The 15371-nt window shown below is 61.3% G+C and carries 18 protein-coding genes; 8 read left to right on the top strand and 10 right to left on the bottom strand.

All coding sequences use genetic code 11. From position 1 onward, the window contains the following. Positions 1 to 59: 59 nt before the first annotated feature. Complete coding sequence (locus H145_RS0111295; protein WP_019948259.1) at positions 60 to 281, top strand: DUF2795 domain-containing protein; 222 nt, start codon at positions 60 to 62, stop codon at positions 279 to 281. Positions 282 to 366: 85 nt separating this feature from the next. Continuing rightward, on the top strand, positions 367 to 1116 hold the full coding sequence (locus H145_RS0111290; protein ID WP_033426144.1) for an ABC transporter ATP-binding protein: 750 nt from the start codon (positions 367 to 369) through the stop codon (positions 1114 to 1116). Between the two features lie 78 nt (positions 1117 to 1194). On the opposite strand, the gene H145_RS0111285 is transcribed toward H145_RS0111290, so the two are convergent. From H145_RS0111285 to H145_RS0111245, 9 genes are all read right to left on the bottom strand, one after another. Next, positions 1195 to 1485, bottom strand: coding sequence for a hypothetical protein (locus H145_RS0111285; RefSeq protein WP_019948257.1), 291 nt, complete (start codon positions 1483 to 1485; stop codon positions 1195 to 1197). 57 nt (positions 1486 to 1542) lie between these two features. Next, positions 1543 to 2043 (bottom strand): group I truncated hemoglobin, encoded by a 501-nt coding sequence (locus H145_RS0111280; RefSeq protein WP_019948256.1) that lies wholly within the window; start codon positions 2041 to 2043, stop codon positions 1543 to 1545. A gap of 71 nt (positions 2044 to 2114) precedes the next feature. Then, complete coding sequence (locus H145_RS0111275; RefSeq protein ID WP_019948255.1) at positions 2115 to 2552, bottom strand: hypothetical protein; 438 nt, start codon at positions 2550 to 2552, stop codon at positions 2115 to 2117. Between the two features lie 11 nt (positions 2553 to 2563). Further along, positions 2564 to 3472 (bottom strand): DUF5777 family beta-barrel protein, encoded by a 909-nt coding sequence (locus H145_RS0111270; protein ID WP_019948254.1) that lies wholly within the window; start codon positions 3470 to 3472, stop codon positions 2564 to 2566. Positions 3473 to 3497: 25 nt separating this feature from the next. Then, the gene (locus tag H145_RS0111265) at positions 3498 to 4148 is read right to left on the bottom strand and encodes a YceI family protein (RefSeq protein WP_240471694.1); all 651 of its coding nucleotides are present in this window, start codon (positions 4146 to 4148) and stop codon (positions 3498 to 3500) included. Between the two features lie 9 nt (positions 4149 to 4157). Then, entirely contained in the window at positions 4158 to 4553 is a 396-nt protein-coding gene (locus H145_RS20985; protein ID WP_019948252.1) for a cytochrome c, read from the bottom strand. Positions 4554 to 4892: 339 nt separating this feature from the next. Continuing rightward, positions 4893 to 6107, bottom strand: coding sequence for a lycopene cyclase family protein (locus H145_RS0111255; RefSeq protein ID WP_019948251.1), 1215 nt, complete (start codon positions 6105 to 6107; stop codon positions 4893 to 4895). Positions 6108 to 6312: 205 nt separating this feature from the next. Then, the gene (locus H145_RS0111250; RefSeq protein ID WP_019948250.1) at positions 6313 to 7176 is read right to left on the bottom strand and encodes an LOG family protein; all 864 of its coding nucleotides are present in this window, start codon (positions 7174 to 7176) and stop codon (positions 6313 to 6315) included. Between the two features lie 341 nt (positions 7177 to 7517). Beyond that, positions 7518 to 8777 (bottom strand): ABC transporter permease, encoded by a 1260-nt coding sequence (locus H145_RS0111245; protein WP_019948249.1) that lies wholly within the window; start codon positions 8775 to 8777, stop codon positions 7518 to 7520. A gap of 227 nt (positions 8778 to 9004) precedes the next feature. Here H145_RS0111245 and queA point away from each other — a divergent pair, with 227 nt between their 5' ends. The 3 genes from queA (at position 9005) to H145_RS0111230 (ending at position 11839) form a co-directional block, all read left to right on the top strand. Next, positions 9005 to 10054, top strand: coding sequence for a tRNA preQ1(34) S-adenosylmethionine ribosyltransferase-isomerase QueA (gene queA, locus H145_RS0111240; protein WP_019948248.1), 1050 nt, complete (start codon positions 9005 to 9007; stop codon positions 10052 to 10054). A gap of 135 nt (positions 10055 to 10189) precedes the next feature. Beyond that, positions 10190 to 10903 (top strand): 2-C-methyl-D-erythritol 4-phosphate cytidylyltransferase, encoded by a 714-nt coding sequence (locus H145_RS0111235; protein ID WP_157541474.1) that lies wholly within the window; start codon positions 10190 to 10192, stop codon positions 10901 to 10903. Positions 10904 to 11047: 144 nt separating this feature from the next. Beyond that, complete coding sequence (locus H145_RS0111230; RefSeq protein WP_019948246.1) at positions 11048 to 11839, top strand: enoyl-CoA hydratase-related protein; 792 nt, start codon at positions 11048 to 11050, stop codon at positions 11837 to 11839. A gap of 686 nt (positions 11840 to 12525) precedes the next feature. On the opposite strand, the gene H145_RS0111225 is transcribed toward H145_RS0111230, so the two are convergent. Then, the gene (locus H145_RS0111225) at positions 12526 to 13386 is read right to left on the bottom strand and encodes a hypothetical protein (RefSeq protein ID WP_019948245.1); all 861 of its coding nucleotides are present in this window, start codon (positions 13384 to 13386) and stop codon (positions 12526 to 12528) included. Between the two features lie 179 nt (positions 13387 to 13565). Here H145_RS0111225 and H145_RS0111220 point away from each other — a divergent pair, with 179 nt between their 5' ends. From H145_RS0111220 to H145_RS20980, 3 genes are all read left to right on the top strand, one after another. After that, positions 13566 to 14144 carry a DUF4142 domain-containing protein gene (locus H145_RS0111220; RefSeq protein ID WP_019948244.1) on the top strand — a complete coding sequence of 193 codons (579 nt, stop codon included), beginning with the start codon at positions 13566 to 13568 and terminating at the stop codon, positions 14142 to 14144. Positions 14145 to 14184: 40 nt separating this feature from the next. Further along, the gene (locus H145_RS0111215) at positions 14185 to 14418 is read left to right on the top strand and encodes a hypothetical protein (protein ID WP_019948243.1); all 234 of its coding nucleotides are present in this window, start codon (positions 14185 to 14187) and stop codon (positions 14416 to 14418) included. Positions 14419 to 14483: 65 nt separating this feature from the next. Continuing rightward, the gene (locus tag H145_RS20980) at positions 14484 to 15086 is read left to right on the top strand and encodes a DUF4142 domain-containing protein (protein WP_019948242.1); all 603 of its coding nucleotides are present in this window, start codon (positions 14484 to 14486) and stop codon (positions 15084 to 15086) included. The last annotated feature ends 285 nt before the right edge of the window (positions 15087 to 15371 follow it).

The following is a 15371-nucleotide window of genomic DNA, read 5'->3' as shown; positions in this document are numbered from 1 at the left end:
GGAGGGCGCTCCGCGTTTTTGACCACTTTTTTAGTTGCCCTTTAGTAGCACACACGCTTATGTACTGGACTCTCGAACTTGCTTCGTATCTGGAAGATGCCCCCTGGCCCGCCACCAAGGATGAGCTCATTGATTACTCCATCCGCTCGGGTGCCCCGATGGAGGTGGTAGAAAACCTGCAGGCCCTCGAAGATGACGGCCAGCCCTACGAAAACATTGAGGAAGTGTGGCCCGACTACCCGACCAAAGAGGACTTCATGTTCAACGAGGACGAGTACTAAGGGAGTAGTTAGTATTGGGTAGTTGGTATTGAGTAGTTAGAACTGTTCAGGATGATGGCTCACTGCCATCCGCGTCTCACTACTCATGTCTCAGTACTCAATACTATCCATAGAAAACCTGATTGCGGGGTACGGACGACGAGTCCTGCTCCGCAATTTGTGTTTTACGGTGCCCCAGCCGGCCTTCGTAGCCGTAATCGGGCACAACGGCTGCGGCAAAACCACGCTGCTGCGCGCCCTCACCGGCCAGATTCCCTACGAAGGTACCATTGCCGTGAACGGGCAGAACCTGCGCGCCGTGCGCCGGCCGGCCGCGGCCGGGCTGCTGGCCCACCTGCCCCAGCGGGCCAACGTCGAGTTTTCGCTGCCCGTGCGCGAGCTGGTGGTGATGGGCCGCTTCCGCCACCACCGCTTTCTGGCAGGCTACTCGGCCGCCGACTACGCCCTGGCCGATGCGGCGCTGGCCCGCGTGGGTGCTGCCCACCTCGCCGGCCGCGACTTCACGCTGCTGTCGGGCGGCGAGCAGCAGTTGGTGTGGCTGGCCCAACTGGCGCTGCAGGACGCGGCCCTGTGCCTGCTCGACGAGCCCACCCAGCAGCTCGATGTGTACTACCGCCGCCGCGTGTTCGGGCTGCTGCACGAGTGGGTGGCGCAGCAGGGTAAAACCGTGCTCTGCATCACCCACGACCTCGACAACCTGACGGAGCTGCCCGGCTACCTGCTCAACCTCTCGCGCCCCGCCCCGCAGCTGCAGCCACTTTCGGCGGAATTGGTGGCGGCCGAGCGGGCCTACCTGGAAAGCGAGGCGAGCCTGCCGGCAGGGCTGCACGAATAAAGCCAGCCCCCGCAACGGAAGCTGGCTTTTCTCAAGAGGATAAAAAACCTGTTGTCGGGCCGTTTTCGCGCCGGTGGGCTACTCGGTGGGCTGCGCCTGCAGGTCGAAGAGGGTGGTGAGCACCTGCAGCAGCGGCGTGCTGTTGCCCTGCTGGCGAGCCGTGCCGAGCTTCTGGGCCAGGCCCTGCACCACGCGCTGCACCAACGCCGTCGTCAGCTCGTCGAGCGAGTTGGCCTGCTCGGGCGGCAGCCGCTTGCTGAAGCGGTGCAGCTCCTGCTGCCGCAACTGCTCCAGCACCTGCGTCAGCTCGGCAATGGGGCCCGTGCCGGTTTCGGCGGGGGCGGGCGTAGGGTCGGCAGAAGGCAGCATGGGCAGGCGGGTTAGCGTGGAATTGGCTCCGAAAAGGCCGGCGCGGCGTGGGCGCCGTTAGTGGCCCACCACGTCGTCATGCATCTTGTCGATGATGACGTACAGCTCGGCTTTGTCGTTGGCCGATACCTTGTTGGAGTTGAGCGAGGCCTCCAGCTGCTGGCGCCATATGCTGAACTCGGTGGCCGTAACCGCCATACCGCGGTGCGCCGTCAGCATGCTCAGGCCCTTGTAGGTAACCGGGCCGCCGGTGGCCTCGCCCAGCTGATCGATAACGTTGTTGCGCAGCCGCTGCAGGCGGGTGGGGTCAGTCGGGGCGGCACCGTTCACGCCATTTACGGCATCGAGCATGGGCTTGTGCGAGCGGAGCATGGCCGAATTGGGCACGGCCGTTTCGGCCCCTATGTTGGCCACCAAGCCGTCCACGATGTTGGTAATGCCCTCGGTTTTGCCCAGTCGGTCATAAAGGGTTGGAGCAGCAGCTTCGTCTTTGCTGCCGCAGGCACCCAGCAGCAGGGTGCTGGCCAGCAGGCTGGCCGCGAGTAGGGTTCTTTTCATACGAAAGAAACGGGTAGGAGAAAGGGTAAGTAGTAAAGAGTAAGCATAGGGAAAACTGCCCGCCCGCCGCGCTACAGGCGCACAAACAGCCGGCGCAGGTTGAAGGCGAAGCGCACCCGCTCCAGGGCGTGCACGTAGCCGGGCGGCACGGGGCACTGGCGGGCCTCGGCGGCGGCGCTCAGCGCGGGCTGGGGCAACGGGCGCAAGGCCAGCAGCTGCTGTAGCTGCTCGGCGCTGAGTTCGGCCGGTTGGTAGGCCAGCGTCAGCAGCTGCTTTTCGGGGCGCAGGGCGCAGGCCGTTACGCCCGGCAGCGCCATTGCCCGGGCCTGCAGCTGCTCGGCGGCCGGGCCCGGCTGCAGGCCCGGCGCCTCCAGCGTTATAAACTCGGTAACGGGCGTGAACTCGTGCAGGCTGGGCTCCTGCCAGCTGCCCCACACAACCAGCAGCAGTAGCAGCACTAAGCCCCCGGCCAGCCCGGCTTTCGCCCGGCGGAAACGTTGCGTCGTCATCCTGAAAAAGCTTAAATCTGCGGTTTGAGCGTGAAATTGCGGGCCACCGTGAAGCCGAAGTACAGGTCGCCGGAGAAGAACTTGCCGGTGGTTTCGGGCACGAAGAATTTCTCCGTCATGCCCAGCGAATTGGTCACGTGCAGCTGGAAAATGTGGCCGCCCGTTTCCAGATCAACCCCCAACCCCAGCGCATTGCGGAAGTTGTCGGCCGTGTTGCCCGGAAACAGGTAGTAGTAGTCGGCCGTGAGGGCCGTGCGCTTCGTGATTTTCTGGCGCAAACCGCCGCCCAGCGCGTACACGTCGTTCTGCTCGCCCGGCGTGGCCACGTAGTTGCGGTGGATGAGCGTGGGCATGAGCTGCACCGACAGGTTGGGGCTGAACTTGCGCGCAATCAGGGCCTGGTAGGCGTAGGTCATGCGCGAAGCCGTGGTGCGCTGCTTTTCGCCGGGCAGCTCGTTGAACTTGAGCGTGTTGATGGCCGATGATGCAAACAGCGTCACCGACACGGGCATGGCTCCGGCGCCGGTGGTCTGGCGGATGGCGCGGTACTTCACCGAGCCGTCGTAGGTTTTCTCCTGCGAGCTGCGGCCGATGCCGATGGTCAGCCGGTCGGTCAGGCCGTACTCGAAGCCCAGGCGCAGCACGGCCTGGTCGAGGCCGAAGAAGTTATAGGCGCCGCTGTTGAGCGTGCCGAAGCGGTGCTGAATCAGGAAGGCCAGCGTGCCTTCGCCCGGCGTTTCCACCGACTGCGAGTTGATGATGTGGGTGGCCTTGAACGTGGCCGCTACCACCTCGCGCTTTTCGGGGTTGGTGGTTTGCGAGTCGAGCTGACCCAGCAGGTCGCCGCCGGTTTGGGCGAAGGCGGCCGGAGCCAGTAGCAGGCCCAGACCGAGCCCCGAAACGGATAAAATTGCTTTCATATAGAAGCGGTTGCGAAATGAATTCTTAATTGGCGGCCCGGGTTGCCCCGGAGCCCGCCACCGGATCGGCAATCAGCACCACCCGGATGCGGACGACCTTGGCAATGTTCTCGCGCACGAGCAACGGAATCTCAATGTTGTAATCGGCCGGCGCCACGTTGAAGTTGGCGAAGGCCTGCAGCTGCCCGTTCTTGATTTCGAGCGTGGCCGGCACACTAATGCGGTGCGTGACGCCGTGCAGCGTCAGGTCGCCCTCGGCCCGCACCGTGTGGTTGCCCGGCGCCGATATGCCCGCCAGGTTGGCATCCACAAACCGGCCGGTGAAGGTGGCCCGCGGAAATTTGTCCGATTCCATGTAGTTCTCGTTGAAGTGTTCCTGCATGAGGGTGCGCTTGAACGTGAACTGCTTGATGGGCACCGAGAAGGCGAACTGGTTGGTGGTTAAATCGACGAGGGCGGCCGTGGCGTTATTCACGGCCTCAATGTCCTCGATGATGCTGGTCGAGAAGAACGTAACCCGGCCCTCCTTGGTCATGAAGCGCCCCTGCGCGTGGCTGTGGGGGGCCGCCGCGGCCAGCAGCACCAGCAGCAGCGCACCGAGCAGGCCCTGGGGCCCGCGCAGCACCTGCCCGCAGACGGCGGCGGCATAATGCAGGAAAGAGCGGGGAGACGTCACTGCCCGCGCTTAGTTATCGGGCTGGCCGGCCTCAATCCAGGCCTTGATTTTGGCAATGTCGCAGACGGCAATTTTGTCGCCGCCCTTGGGCATGGGGTCGAAGCCGGGCGCGTGCTGCACCGAGCCCAGCAGCAGGGTAGCCGACTGCCGCTTGATGCCCTGGTAGTTGCTGTAGTCGTTGCCGCCGCCCATCGTCTGGTACACGCCGGCGCCGTGGCAGCTGCGGCAGTTGGCATCGAAAATGGGCGAAATATCCTTGGCGTAGCTCACGGCCTCGGTGGCCGTGGTAGGGCAGGGGTTAGGCTCTTCGCCGCTCGAGTACGTGCAGCCGCTGGCCGCCGCCGTCAGCAGCACCGCGAAGGCCGCTCCAATTCCCAGCAGGGTAGAAGTAAAAGTTGTTTTCATTCGCATGTAGGGTGTATCGCGCCGGCAACTGCCCTTCTCATCCGGCGCGCGTAGTAATGTCCAGCCAGCAGGTAGCTATTCAGGTGAAAAGCGAAGCCTGCATGAGAATTCAGGTATCAAATATGGATGATGGGGTTGGATATAAATAGTATTATTCGTTTGAAGCAGGATTTTGGGCGATGAGTGCAGCAAAACGGCCGCCTAAAAAAATACCCCAATCGGCCCCGGCCGGATAGGGCCGTGGTAAACACCTGTTACTGTTAAGCTTAAACAAGGCATTTCAGCCCGGCCCAGTGGCACTGTGGCCAACCGGTAACCGCCTGAAACGGCTGCCGGACCCTACTGCCGCTGCCCCGGCCGGCGCCGCAGCACGTGCCAGACGGAGCGCAGAAAAGGCCAGGGGGTAACCGAGTTCATAATCTGGAAATTCTCCTTCCAGCTGGTGCGCTCATCCAGAAAATCGAATACCCGGTCGGTGGGGTTGCGTTGGAAGAGCTGGCTGAAAATGTCGCGTATCTGTTCGCCCCGGCGCTGCATAATGTCGAGCAGCAGCGTATCGAACAGCCGGAACTGCCACTGGTCGCCGGTGCTGTGGCGGGGCGGGTGGCCAGTGGCGGCCAGCGCCGCGGTCAGGCGGGCCGAGTGGGCCAGAATCCGCTTGAAGGCGTAGCCGCTGCTGGGCTTGGCCCGGCCGGCCCGGGTGCCCAGGTTGAGCACGTGCGCGCCCTGCCGCAGGGGCAGTGGGTGGTCGGTCATCGGAATGGCGCCCACTTCTTCGGCCGTAATGTGGTAGTTGCCGGCCCCGGGCAGCGCGGCCAGGTAGCGGCGCAGCTCCACCTCATATTCGGCCTTGGCCAGCGGCGTTTCCGAAAACAGCGTGTACTCGACAAGGGCCCGACGCGGGCCGAAGGGCAGCACGTACATAAAGCGTACTTCCTGCCCCTGTTCGCCCCGAAAATCCATGAGTTCGGCTGTGGTGGGGTCGAAGGCGTCGTGCTCGGTTTCCACCTCCCAGCCTACAAAGTGCTGGAGCAGGTAGCGGTGGTGGGGGCGGCGCATTTCGGTTAGCCGGGGCGGGCGGCTGTCGAAGGCGTAGCGGGCCGAGTACTCGCCCTCGGGCGTGCTGGCCCGCGCCCCGGTGGCCGTGCTGGTCAACTCCTGCACCGTCGCCGTCAGCCAGGTGAACTGCGGATTACCGGTCAGCATCTGCTGCACAAACTGGTAGAAATCCAGCCCCCGGATCATCTTGTAGCGGTAGCGCTCCGGGGTCAGTATCCGCTCGAAGGTGGGGCTGCGAAAGGCCAGTTTCGCCCACTCGTGGGCTACAATACCGTCGAAAAGGGTGGGCGCATCGGCCCAGAACGACCAGGTGCGGTCGTTCTGGTCTTTGGCCTCCGGCTCGATGATGAGCACCCGCTTATCGGCCAGCCGGGGCTCCTGGCTGAGGTGGTAGGCCAGGCTCAGCCCCGCCGCGCCGCCGCCCACAATCAGGTAGTCGTAGTCGCGCACCAGTTCGGGGGCTTCGGCAGAGGAAACGGGAGCAGAATTCGGCATAAACCAGATAACAACACAACGCGGGGAAAGGCCGGCCAAACTACGCACAAAAAAGCCGCTGCCGAAGCAGCGGCTCTATGCAGCCCTGAAAAGCCAGAATGTTCGGTCGTTCCAGCGGCTCGCCTCAAATGCAAAGCCGCACATCACCGGCACCAACCAGTCAAAAAATCAGCGTAATCACCGTTAATCAGCGAAAATCAGTGATTTAGAAGTTCGGCGACAGCAGGTACTTACCGTAGAACTCGTCGATGATTTTCACCGCGTCCTCGGCCGTGTCCACCAGCTGTACCAGGTCCATGTCCTCGGGCGAGATGTTGTGCTCGTCTTCCAGCATCACCTGCTGAATCCAGTCGAACATGCCCTGCCAGTACTTGGTACCCACCAGCACGATGGGGAAGCGGCCGATTTTCTTGGTCTGGATAAGCGTAATGGCCTCGAACAGCTCATCAAGCGTACCGAAGCCGCCCGGCATGCCGATGAAGCCCTGCGCGTACTTCACGAACATCACCTTGCGCACGAAAAAGTAGTCGAAGTTGATGATTTTGTCGGGGTCGATGTAGATGTTGTTGAACTGCTCGAAGGGCAGCTCGATGTTGAGGCCCACCGACTTACCGCCTTCGGAGTGGGCGCCCTTGTTGCCGGCCTCCATGATGCCGGGGCCGCCGCCCGTAATTACGCCGTAGCCGTGGCGCACGAGCTTGGCCGCAATTTCCTCGGCCATCTTGTAGTAGGGGTTGTCGGCCTTGGTGCGGGCCGAGCCGAAAATAGACACGCAGGGGCCGATTTTCGACATCTTCTCGAAGCCCTCCACGAACTCGGCCATCACCTTGAAAATCTGCCACGAGTCGGCAATCTTAATCTCGTTCCAGTCCTTGTCCACAAAGGCTTTGCGGATGCGCTGCTCGTCTTCCACCTGCACCGTCCGCTCGCCGTGGGTTTGCTCGCGGATGTCGCTGATGGTCTTTACTTTGTTGTCGTTGACGTTGGGCTGAACGATGGTCTGGCCGCTGCCGGCATTGAGCGTCTGCTCGGCCACTTTGGTGCGGCTTTCTTTCTTGAGTTTCGACATGGGAATTTTAAAAAAATGAGGCGCGGGCCCGCCCGGTCCGGGCCCGGAAGTATGCCCGGACCGGAGCAGGCTGCGCCGGAAAAAGGAAGCGGTAAATAAGGTAAGCAAAAAGGAAGGCCGCCCCCACAAACCGGGGGGCGACCTCACATAGCGGTTCGCAAGATAGCAATTTGTGGATGATGGGTGAGGAGGTGATGGGGTGAGCCGTCTGTCATTCTGAGCGGAGCGAAGAATCTCGCCTGCAGTGGTAACTCCTGACGACAGGATTACTTTGGCACGCGAGATTCTTCGCTCCGCTCAGAATGGCAGACGGCTCGCCTCCTAACATCCTCACCCAAAACCTACTTGGCCCGAATAGCAATTACGGGGTCGAGGTTGGCGGCCAGCACGGCCGGGATGATGCCGGCCACCACGCCGATGAGCACCGACACGGTGAGGCCCAGCGCAATGCGGCCGCCGCTCATGAACAGTGGCAGCGAGTCCTGCGGAATGAGCGTGATAAACCACACCAGCAGCAGGCCCGCCGCCCCGCCCAGCAGGCACAGAAACACGGCCTCGAACAGAAACTGGAAGAGAATGAAGTAGTTTTTGGCCCCCAGCGACTTCTGAATGCCGATGATGTTGGTGCGCTCCTTCACCGACACGAACATGATGTTGGCAATGCCGAAGCCGCCCACCAGCATGGCAAACGAGCCGATAACGCCGCCGGCCACGCCCAGAATCGAGAACAGGCCCGAAATGGCGCTGGCCAGCATTTCGGGGCGGTTGAGCACGAAGTTGTCGTCTTCGCGGGGTTTGAGGCCGCGGATATTACGCATCAGGCCCTTCACCTCATACTCCAAATCGAGCAGGCCGGGGTCGGTGTCGAGGCCCTTGATGCCGATGGTGGCCGACACGCCGCTGCCGGTGCCGGGGTTGATGGCGAACATCTTGGAGAAGGCGCCGAACGGGATAAACGTGTTGGTGTCGTTGCTCTTGATTTCGAGCAGGCTTTTGCCGGCCTTCTCCATCACGCCGATTACCGTGAAGCGCTGGCCGCGGGTTTTAAACTCCTGCCCCAGCGCCGAACGACCCGGGAATAGGTCGCGGGCAATATCGGCCCCGATGATGGCCACGTTGCGGGCGCCCTCCACTTCCTGCTGCGTAAAGTAGCGGCCCTCGGCCACGGGCACGTCCGAAATGTTGCGATATTCGTAGCTCACGCCCTGCATAAAGGCGTCGTTCACGCTGTTGGAACCGGCCTTGAAGGTGTTGCCCGATTTGTTGGCGAAAATGGCCACGCCGGCGTTGTTGGGCCCCAACTGCTTCTGCAGCAGCCGGTATTCGCGCACGCTGGGCACGGGCCGGTTGAAGTACTTCCACCAGGCAAAATTCGGCTCGAACACCCAGGGCCACTTATCCACGTAAATCACCTTGTCGCCCACGAAGCTCATGGAGCTACGGATGTTCTTTTCGAGCGAATCGACCACCGTAAACACGGCAATAATGGCGAAAATGCCCACCGTAACGCCCAGCAGCGACAAAATGGTGCGCAGCAGATTCCCCTTGAGGGCCTCCCAGGCAAAGCGGAAACTCTCAAGCGTCAGGCGAATGGCTTTCATAAGGCGAAGGAGTTGAGAAACGGCCGGAGTGGCCCGCAACCAGTACCGGCCGGGCGCAAACATTTTCCGGGGCGGGGTTCTTCTTAGCGGCCGGCCTGTTGCCTACTGGGCACAGGTTGGGCAATTAAGAGGTTCCGGGCGAAAATTACCTATTATTCCGCCAATTATCCGTACTTTTGCGGCTCGATTTTTTTACTAGTTTCCCCAACTATTGCCCTGTCTGGCCCATGAAGCTTTCTGAGTTCAAATTCGATTTGCCCGAGAATCTGGTGGCCCAGCACCCGGCCAAAAACCGCGACGAGTCGCGCCTGATGGTGCTGCACAAGGATAGTGGCAAGATCGAGCACCGCTCGTTTAAAGACATTCTGGAGTATTTCGACGAAGGCGACGTGTTTGTGGTCAACGACACGAAGGTGTTTCCGGCCCGCATGTACGGCAACAAGGAAAAAACCGGCGCCCAGATCGAAGTGTTTCTGCTCCGCGAGCTGAACACCGAAATTCACCTCTGGGACGTGCTGGTGGATCCGGCCCGCAAAATCCGGGTGGGCAACAAGCTCTACTTCGGCGAGTCGGACATGGTGGCCGAGGTCATCGACAACACCACCTCGCGCGGCCGCACCATCAAGTTCCTCTACGACGGCCCGCCCGAAGATTTCTACAAGGCCCTCTACAGCCTCGGCGAAACCCCAATTCCAAAGGAGTTCATCACCCGCGAAACCGAGGCGGCCGACAAGGAGCGTTACCAGACGATTTACGCCGACAACATCGGCGCCGTGGCCGCTCCTTCGGCCGGCCTGCACTTCACCAAGGAAGTGATGAAGCGCCTGGAAATCAAGGGTATTGAGGTGGCGCCCGTGACGCTGCACATCGGCCTGGGCACCTTCCGCACCGTGGATGTGGAGGATTTGACCAAGCACAAAATGGACTCGGAAAACTTCGTGGTGCCCGGCTCCACGGCCGTTGTCGTGAACAAGGCGCTGGATGCCAAGAAGCGCGTGTGCGCTATCGGCACCACGGCCATGCGGGCCATGGAGTCGTCGGTTTCGGCCCACACCCGCCTGAAAGCCAACGAAGGCTGGACCGACCGGTTCATCTTCCCGCCCTACGATTTCAAAATCGCCAACGCGCTGCTTACCAACTTCCACACCCCGGAAAGCACGCTGATGATGATGGCCTCGGCCTTCGCCGGCCACGAGCTGCTGATTGAGGCCTACAAGCTGGCCATCAAGGAGAAATACCGCTTCTTCAGCTACGGCGACGCCATGCTGATTATCTAGGTGAAAGAAAATCGGGCCCTGAAAATCAAGCCCTGGTTTCCTTCCGCTGTTTCAAGTTGCGCCGATAGCCTCTTCTAAAGCGGCTGTCGGCGTTTTCTTTGAGCGGCGTTGTTACTTGCGCTACTGCCTGACATGATGAACCAGCCTCCGTCCTTAAATCCCCCAACCTCGAAATTCCTGCGGTACGCCATCATCGTGGCGGGCGGTAGCGGCACGCGCATGGGCGCCGACCGGCCCAAGCAGTTTCTGGAGCTGGCCGGCGAGCCGGTGCTGCTGCACACGCTGCGCCGCTTTGCCGAGCCGGTCCTGGGCGTGACCGAGCTGGTGGTGGTGTTGCCGGCCGGGCAGCTCGACACCTGGCAGGCGCTGTGCCGGCAGTACGAGGTGCAGATTCCGCACGCGCTGGTGGTGGGCGGGGCCAGCCGCTGGGCCTCGGTGCGGGCCGGGCTGGCGCACCTGGCCGGGCGCGAAAACGGCGTGGTAGCGGTGCACGACGGCGTGCGGCCCCTTACGCCCCGCGCCGTAATCGAGGCGACGTACGCGGCGGCCTACAACCACGGCGCGGCCGTGGCGGCCGTGGTGCCCAAAGATTCGGTGCGCAACCTGAGTCAGCAGGGCAGCTACGCCCTCAATCGCGCCCGCCTGCGCCTCGTGCAAACCCCGCAGTGCTTCGATCTGGCCCTGCTGCGCCGCGCCTACCAGCTACCCGAGCTCAACACCTTCACCGACGACGCCAGCGTGGTGGAAGACCTGCACCCCATTCATTTAGTAGAAGGCGACTACCGCAACCTCAAAATCACGACGGCCGAGGATTTGTACGTAGCCGAGGCGCTGTTGCGGATGGGTTAAGTGAGCTGATAAAAAGAACGTCATTCAGAGCGCAGCGAAGAATCTCGCGGGCTGACAGTAGGATACTGGCACAACATCAGCCCGCGAGATTCTTCGCTTCGCTCTGAATGACGTTTCTTTGCTTACCAACTTACTACTGCACTAATGTCCTTACTCTACGAAGTGCGCCCCGATGGCGTGGCCACCATTACGCTCAACCGCCCCGACGTTTTCAATGCCTTCGACGATGCCCAGAGCTACGAGCTGCAGGACGCCCTCAAGCAGGTAGCCCGCGACGCCAACGTGCGGGCCGTGGTGCTCACGGGCGCCGGCCGGGCCTTTTGCTCGGGTCAGGATTTGAAAGCGGGCCGCGAGGCCGAAGCCGCCGAGGGCCAGCCGCGCTCCTTCTACGACTCGCTGCACAAGCGCTACAACCCCATCATCCGGGCCATGCGGGCGCTGCCCAAGCCCATTGTGTGCCGCCTCAACGGCGTGGCGGCCGGAGCCGGTTGCTCGCTGGTGCTGGCCTGCGACGCCATTGTGGCCTCGTCGGAAGCCTCGCTGATTGAGGTGTTCATCAACATCGGGCTGGTGCCCGATTCGGGTTCGTCGTGGTTTCTGCCGCGCCTGGTGGGCACGCTCAAGGCGTTCGAGTTGTGCACGCTGGGCTCGAAGGTGCCGGCTGAAGAGGCGCTGCGCCTGGGCCTCGTGAACCAGGTAGTGGCCCCCGAGCAGCTCGATGAGGCTGCCTACGGCCTGGCCGCCCGCTACGCCGCCGCGCCCACCAAAAGCATCGGCCTCATCAAGCAGATGCTCAACAAAGCCGCCACCGCCACGCTCGACGAAATGCTCGACTACGAAGCCCACTGCCAGCAGATTGCCGGCGAATCGGACGACTACCGCGAGGGCGTGCAGGCCTTTTTGGAGAAACGCAAACCCGAATTCAAGGGGAAGTAAAAGGGCCTTCTTCCGGCGGCCCGCCCCTAAAGAAAGCCCCGTAATACACTTGTATTACGGGGCTTTTTTAGGAATTGGCAGATTGCTAAGGCTGAATGTAATCCATGTCGATGACACCGCCACTATAGCGGCCGCCAACCCAGAGAGCCTTACCATCTCTATTACGTATAAACTCCAAGCTAAATGGATATACGCCGTTACATCCCTGTGTACCAATTATTACATTTTCGGGCGTCCAATTCATCTGATAAGCGTATTGAAATGCTTCTCTTTTAATACGAGCCGAAATGCTGCTGGTCGGAGCTACGCAGGGTGAGGTAGAGCCGCCTCCACCACCACCGCCAGAGCAGTCCCCGCCAGGGCACTCAGGTGCTACACTGTTAGCCGATTGCTTAGCGGTGATTGGGGCCGCTGCTTCAGGTGTAATCGAGCAACTGGCTAGTGCCAGCATGCCCAAGCCTGATAAGATGTGAGTGAAGCTGTTTTTCTTCATAGTAGAATGGATGTGAAAGAGTGAGATGATAAGTCAATGTATTATTATTTTCGCATTTAAGCGCTGATTTAAATATATTATTTATAAAAAACGTGGCTGATTAGTCGTTTTTATTAGGTTGTGCCTAAAAAAATGAACCTCACTAACCCAAGGGTGGTAGTGAAGCCCATTTTTTTGGTGGAAACTGAGAAGCTCACATGCCGCCCCCGACGCGGATGGTGCGGGTGACGCCATTCACGGTGATGGAGGCCAGGTTGTCGCAGGCCTGGGTGCCGCTGGGGTCGTAGTTGAGCAGGGCCTGCTTGTCCTTATCGGTTTCGATGCTCACCGTGCCGGCCACGAACGTGCGGGCGCAGCCGGGCTGGAATTTCTTGAGCAGCGGCTGGGCGATGGTGGCCGTGTAGCTCACGCCTTTGCGGTTGGTGCCGCTGGTCTGGCCCGTTACCGTGTACTCGTCGTCGGTGAGGGTGCGCGTGCCCCGGCCGGCGGTGCGGGTGTAGGTGCGGCTGGCGGTCCAGGAGTGCGTGCCGGCGGGCGTGCTGATGCTGGCGTTCTGCACCACCAGATTCCAGGAGCCGCCCCCGAGGCCGGTGATGGTGCGCGTGCCGGTGTGCTGATGGTCGTTGCGGTAATAATCAACCAGCGTGATGGTGCGGGTGGCACCTGCCTCGCGCAGCGGGCCATTGAAAACCGTCACGATTTTACCGCGCCGGGCCACGCCGTTGGGGCCTACGCAGTTGGTGGTGCCGAAATCGAGAGTGAGCGTGCGCGTGGCGGCGTCGTAGGTGCGCGTGAGGCAGCGGCCGGCGAGGCGGGCCAGATCGTCGGATTCGAAGGCGGGGCTGTTGGGGGTGGCCGCATCGGCGGGGGCGGCGGCATCGGTGAGGTCGGCCAGGGCGGCGGTTTCGTCCTCGGCCAGGCTCTGGTCCTGGGCCGATAGTTCGGTAGCGGTGGCGGGCGTCTGCGGGTCGTTGGTTTTGTCGCAGGCGGGCAGCAGCAGCGTCGAGCCGGCCAGCGCGGCCATGCTCAACAGGTAGAAGGTGGGACGCTTCATGGGAGGGAACGTGAGCAAAAAGTGAATGATGGACTGTGAAACCGATTTTCGGGGGTTAGATGCGCTCCGGCAGAAAAGTTTAAGCCCCCGGGAACTTTTTTTACTTAAGCGCGGCCGAACCCGATTCGGCGGAGCGCGTATAGTTGCAGATACTTTCGCTTTGCCAACCCGCTGACCTGATGCTGCTTCCCCGCGCTGCCTACGCCCTGCTCCTGTTGCCTGCTCTGGCAGCCTGCTCGGGCTCAGCCAGCAACAACGACCCCGTATTCGATGCTAAATTTCAGAACGAAAAGCGCATCAACGAGCAGAACATCACCAAACGCCAGGTGCAAGATGCGGGCCTGATAGTGGAAGCGGCCAGCCACCAGATGGAGCTGCTGGAAATCAGTCAGATTGCCCAGCGCAAAGCCACTTCGGCCGATGCCAAGTATGTGGCCCAGAACGTTATCAACCAGACGGGCACCCTGCTTGATGGGCTGAAAAACCTGGCCCGGCAGAAAAACCTGGTGCTGCCTTCGGGCCTGGGCGAAAGCCAGGCCAAGCAGGTGGGCGAGATGACGGCCCTCAACGGCGCGGCCTTCGACCAGCGCTTTGCCACCGTGCTCAACGATGTGCTCAAGCAGGACATCGACACCAACGAAAGCCTGCGCGACGACGCCTACGACCCCGACCTGCGCACCCTCGGAACCACCCAGCTCACCACGCTGGAAGACCTGAAGCGCGCCGCCGACGGCCTGAGCAGCCAGCTGAAACCCTGACCAATCCCTTACTTTATTCGTTCTCCTAGATTCCAGACCAATGAAATTGCCCTTATTTTCCTGCCTGGCCCTGGCGGCCACGCTCGCCCTGAGCAGCTGCAACACCGAAACCCGCACCGACGGCACTGCCGGCGAAGCCGTGAGCGACCTGGATAACGCCGCCAACGACGGCGGCGTGAAAGCCGACGCCGTGGTGATTGACAACAACGCCGGCCCCACCGTAACGGCCGACGCCGACTCGGCAATGGCTGCCGATTCCAGCATGAACCGCTAGGCCAGTTGCCTTCCCGATACTTACTTTTTGCCTCTAATTTATTTCCAACCTAACCCAACCCACCCATGAAACTCTCTTTTTCGGCCGTGCTTGGCGCCGGCGTGCTTCTGGCCGCTACGGCCTGCAACCCCACCACCGACACTACCACGACTACGACCACCGATACCACGGCCATGAACGATGGCATGGCCAACGATACCATGATGAACGCCGATAATGCTGCGGCTCCCATGATGTCGGACGCCGACTTTATGAAGATGGTAGCCACCGGCGGCCACAACGAAATGGGCCTCAGCAAGCTGGCCATGGACAAAGGCGTGAGCGGCGCCACCAAGGATTTCGCCAGCATGATGGTAACCGACCACACCAAGGCCGGTAACGAGCTGGAGCCGATTGCCAAGAGCAAGAACGTGATGCTATCCACCGAAATGGACGCCGAGCACATGGCCCTCAAGGCCGAGATGGAAAAGCTCAGCGGCGACCAGTTTGCCCAGAAATACGCACAGCAGATGGTAACCGACCACCAGAAAACGGTGGACGCTTTCCAGAGCGAAATCCAGAACGGCACCGATGCTGACGTGAAGGCCTTTGCTACCAAAGTGCTGCCTACCATTCAGGAGCACCTGGAAATGGCTAAGAAGCTGCCCGGCGCGATGGGCAACATGTAGTCCTAACCGGCTGTATTCTATTAAAAAAAAACCGCCGTGCGTAGTTGCACGGCGGTTTTTTTGTGTGGTTTTTCAGTTGATACGGGCTGCCGGTAGGGGCGGCTTCAAGCTGGCTTATCTGGCCGAGGCCGACTGAGTGAGCGGTGCTTTCGGCAGCGGGGCCGCTGCGGAGCCGGGGGTTTCCGGCGAGGAAGACGGATTCGTTACGGCAGCTACCTGTGCAGCTTTGGCGGCGCTGGTGGCGGGCTTCGGTGGGCCCGTGATGATAGCAATAGCAAGCAGCGC

Origin of the sequence: Hymenobacter aerophilus DSM 13606, assembly GCF_000382225.1 — a bacterium.
Classification (GTDB): domain Bacteria; phylum Bacteroidota; class Bacteroidia; order Cytophagales; family Hymenobacteraceae; genus Hymenobacter; species Hymenobacter aerophilus.
The sequence above is the reverse complement of the archived record's forward strand: the minus strand, read 5'-3'. Positions and strand labels throughout refer to the sequence as shown.

Excerpts from the sequence above, each read along its gene's own strand:
- H145_RS0111295 (WP_019948259.1), top strand. The coding sequence starts at position 60 with ATGTACTGGACTCTCGAACTTGCTTCGTATCTGGAAGATGCCCCCTGG.
- H145_RS0111290 (WP_033426144.1), top strand. The coding sequence starts at position 367 with ATGTCTCAGTACTCAATACTATCCATAGAAAACCTGATTGCGGGGTAC.
- H145_RS0111285 (WP_019948257.1), bottom strand. The coding sequence starts at position 1,485 with ATGCTGCCTTCTGCCGACCCTACGCCCGCCCCCGCCGAAACCGGCACG.
- H145_RS0111280 (WP_019948256.1), bottom strand. The coding sequence starts at position 2,043 with ATGAAAAGAACCCTACTCGCGGCCAGCCTGCTGGCCAGCACCCTGCTG.
- H145_RS0111275 (WP_019948255.1), bottom strand. The coding sequence starts at position 2,552 with ATGACGACGCAACGTTTCCGCCGGGCGAAAGCCGGGCTGGCCGGGGGC.
- H145_RS0111270 (WP_019948254.1), bottom strand. The coding sequence starts at position 3,472 with ATGAAAGCAATTTTATCCGTTTCGGGGCTCGGTCTGGGCCTGCTACTG.
- H145_RS20985 (WP_019948252.1), bottom strand. The coding sequence starts at position 4,553 with ATGAAAACAACTTTTACTTCTACCCTGCTGGGAATTGGAGCGGCCTTC.
- H145_RS0111255 (WP_019948251.1), bottom strand. The coding sequence starts at position 6,107 with ATGCCGAATTCTGCTCCCGTTTCCTCTGCCGAAGCCCCCGAACTGGTG.
- H145_RS0111250 (WP_019948250.1), bottom strand. The coding sequence starts at position 7,176 with ATGTCGAAACTCAAGAAAGAAAGCCGCACCAAAGTGGCCGAGCAGACG.
- H145_RS0111245 (WP_019948249.1), bottom strand. The coding sequence starts at position 8,777 with ATGAAAGCCATTCGCCTGACGCTTGAGAGTTTCCGCTTTGCCTGGGAG.
- queA (WP_019948248.1), top strand. The coding sequence starts at position 9,005 with ATGAAGCTTTCTGAGTTCAAATTCGATTTGCCCGAGAATCTGGTGGCC.
- H145_RS0111235 (WP_157541474.1), top strand. The coding sequence starts at position 10,190 with ATGAACCAGCCTCCGTCCTTAAATCCCCCAACCTCGAAATTCCTGCGG.
- H145_RS0111230 (WP_019948246.1), top strand. The coding sequence starts at position 11,048 with ATGTCCTTACTCTACGAAGTGCGCCCCGATGGCGTGGCCACCATTACG.
- H145_RS0111225 (WP_019948245.1), bottom strand. The coding sequence starts at position 13,386 with ATGAAGCGTCCCACCTTCTACCTGTTGAGCATGGCCGCGCTGGCCGGC.
- H145_RS0111220 (WP_019948244.1), top strand. The coding sequence starts at position 13,566 with ATGCTGCTTCCCCGCGCTGCCTACGCCCTGCTCCTGTTGCCTGCTCTG.
- H145_RS0111215 (WP_019948243.1), top strand. The coding sequence starts at position 14,185 with ATGAAATTGCCCTTATTTTCCTGCCTGGCCCTGGCGGCCACGCTCGCC.
- H145_RS20980 (WP_019948242.1), top strand. The coding sequence starts at position 14,484 with ATGAAACTCTCTTTTTCGGCCGTGCTTGGCGCCGGCGTGCTTCTGGCC.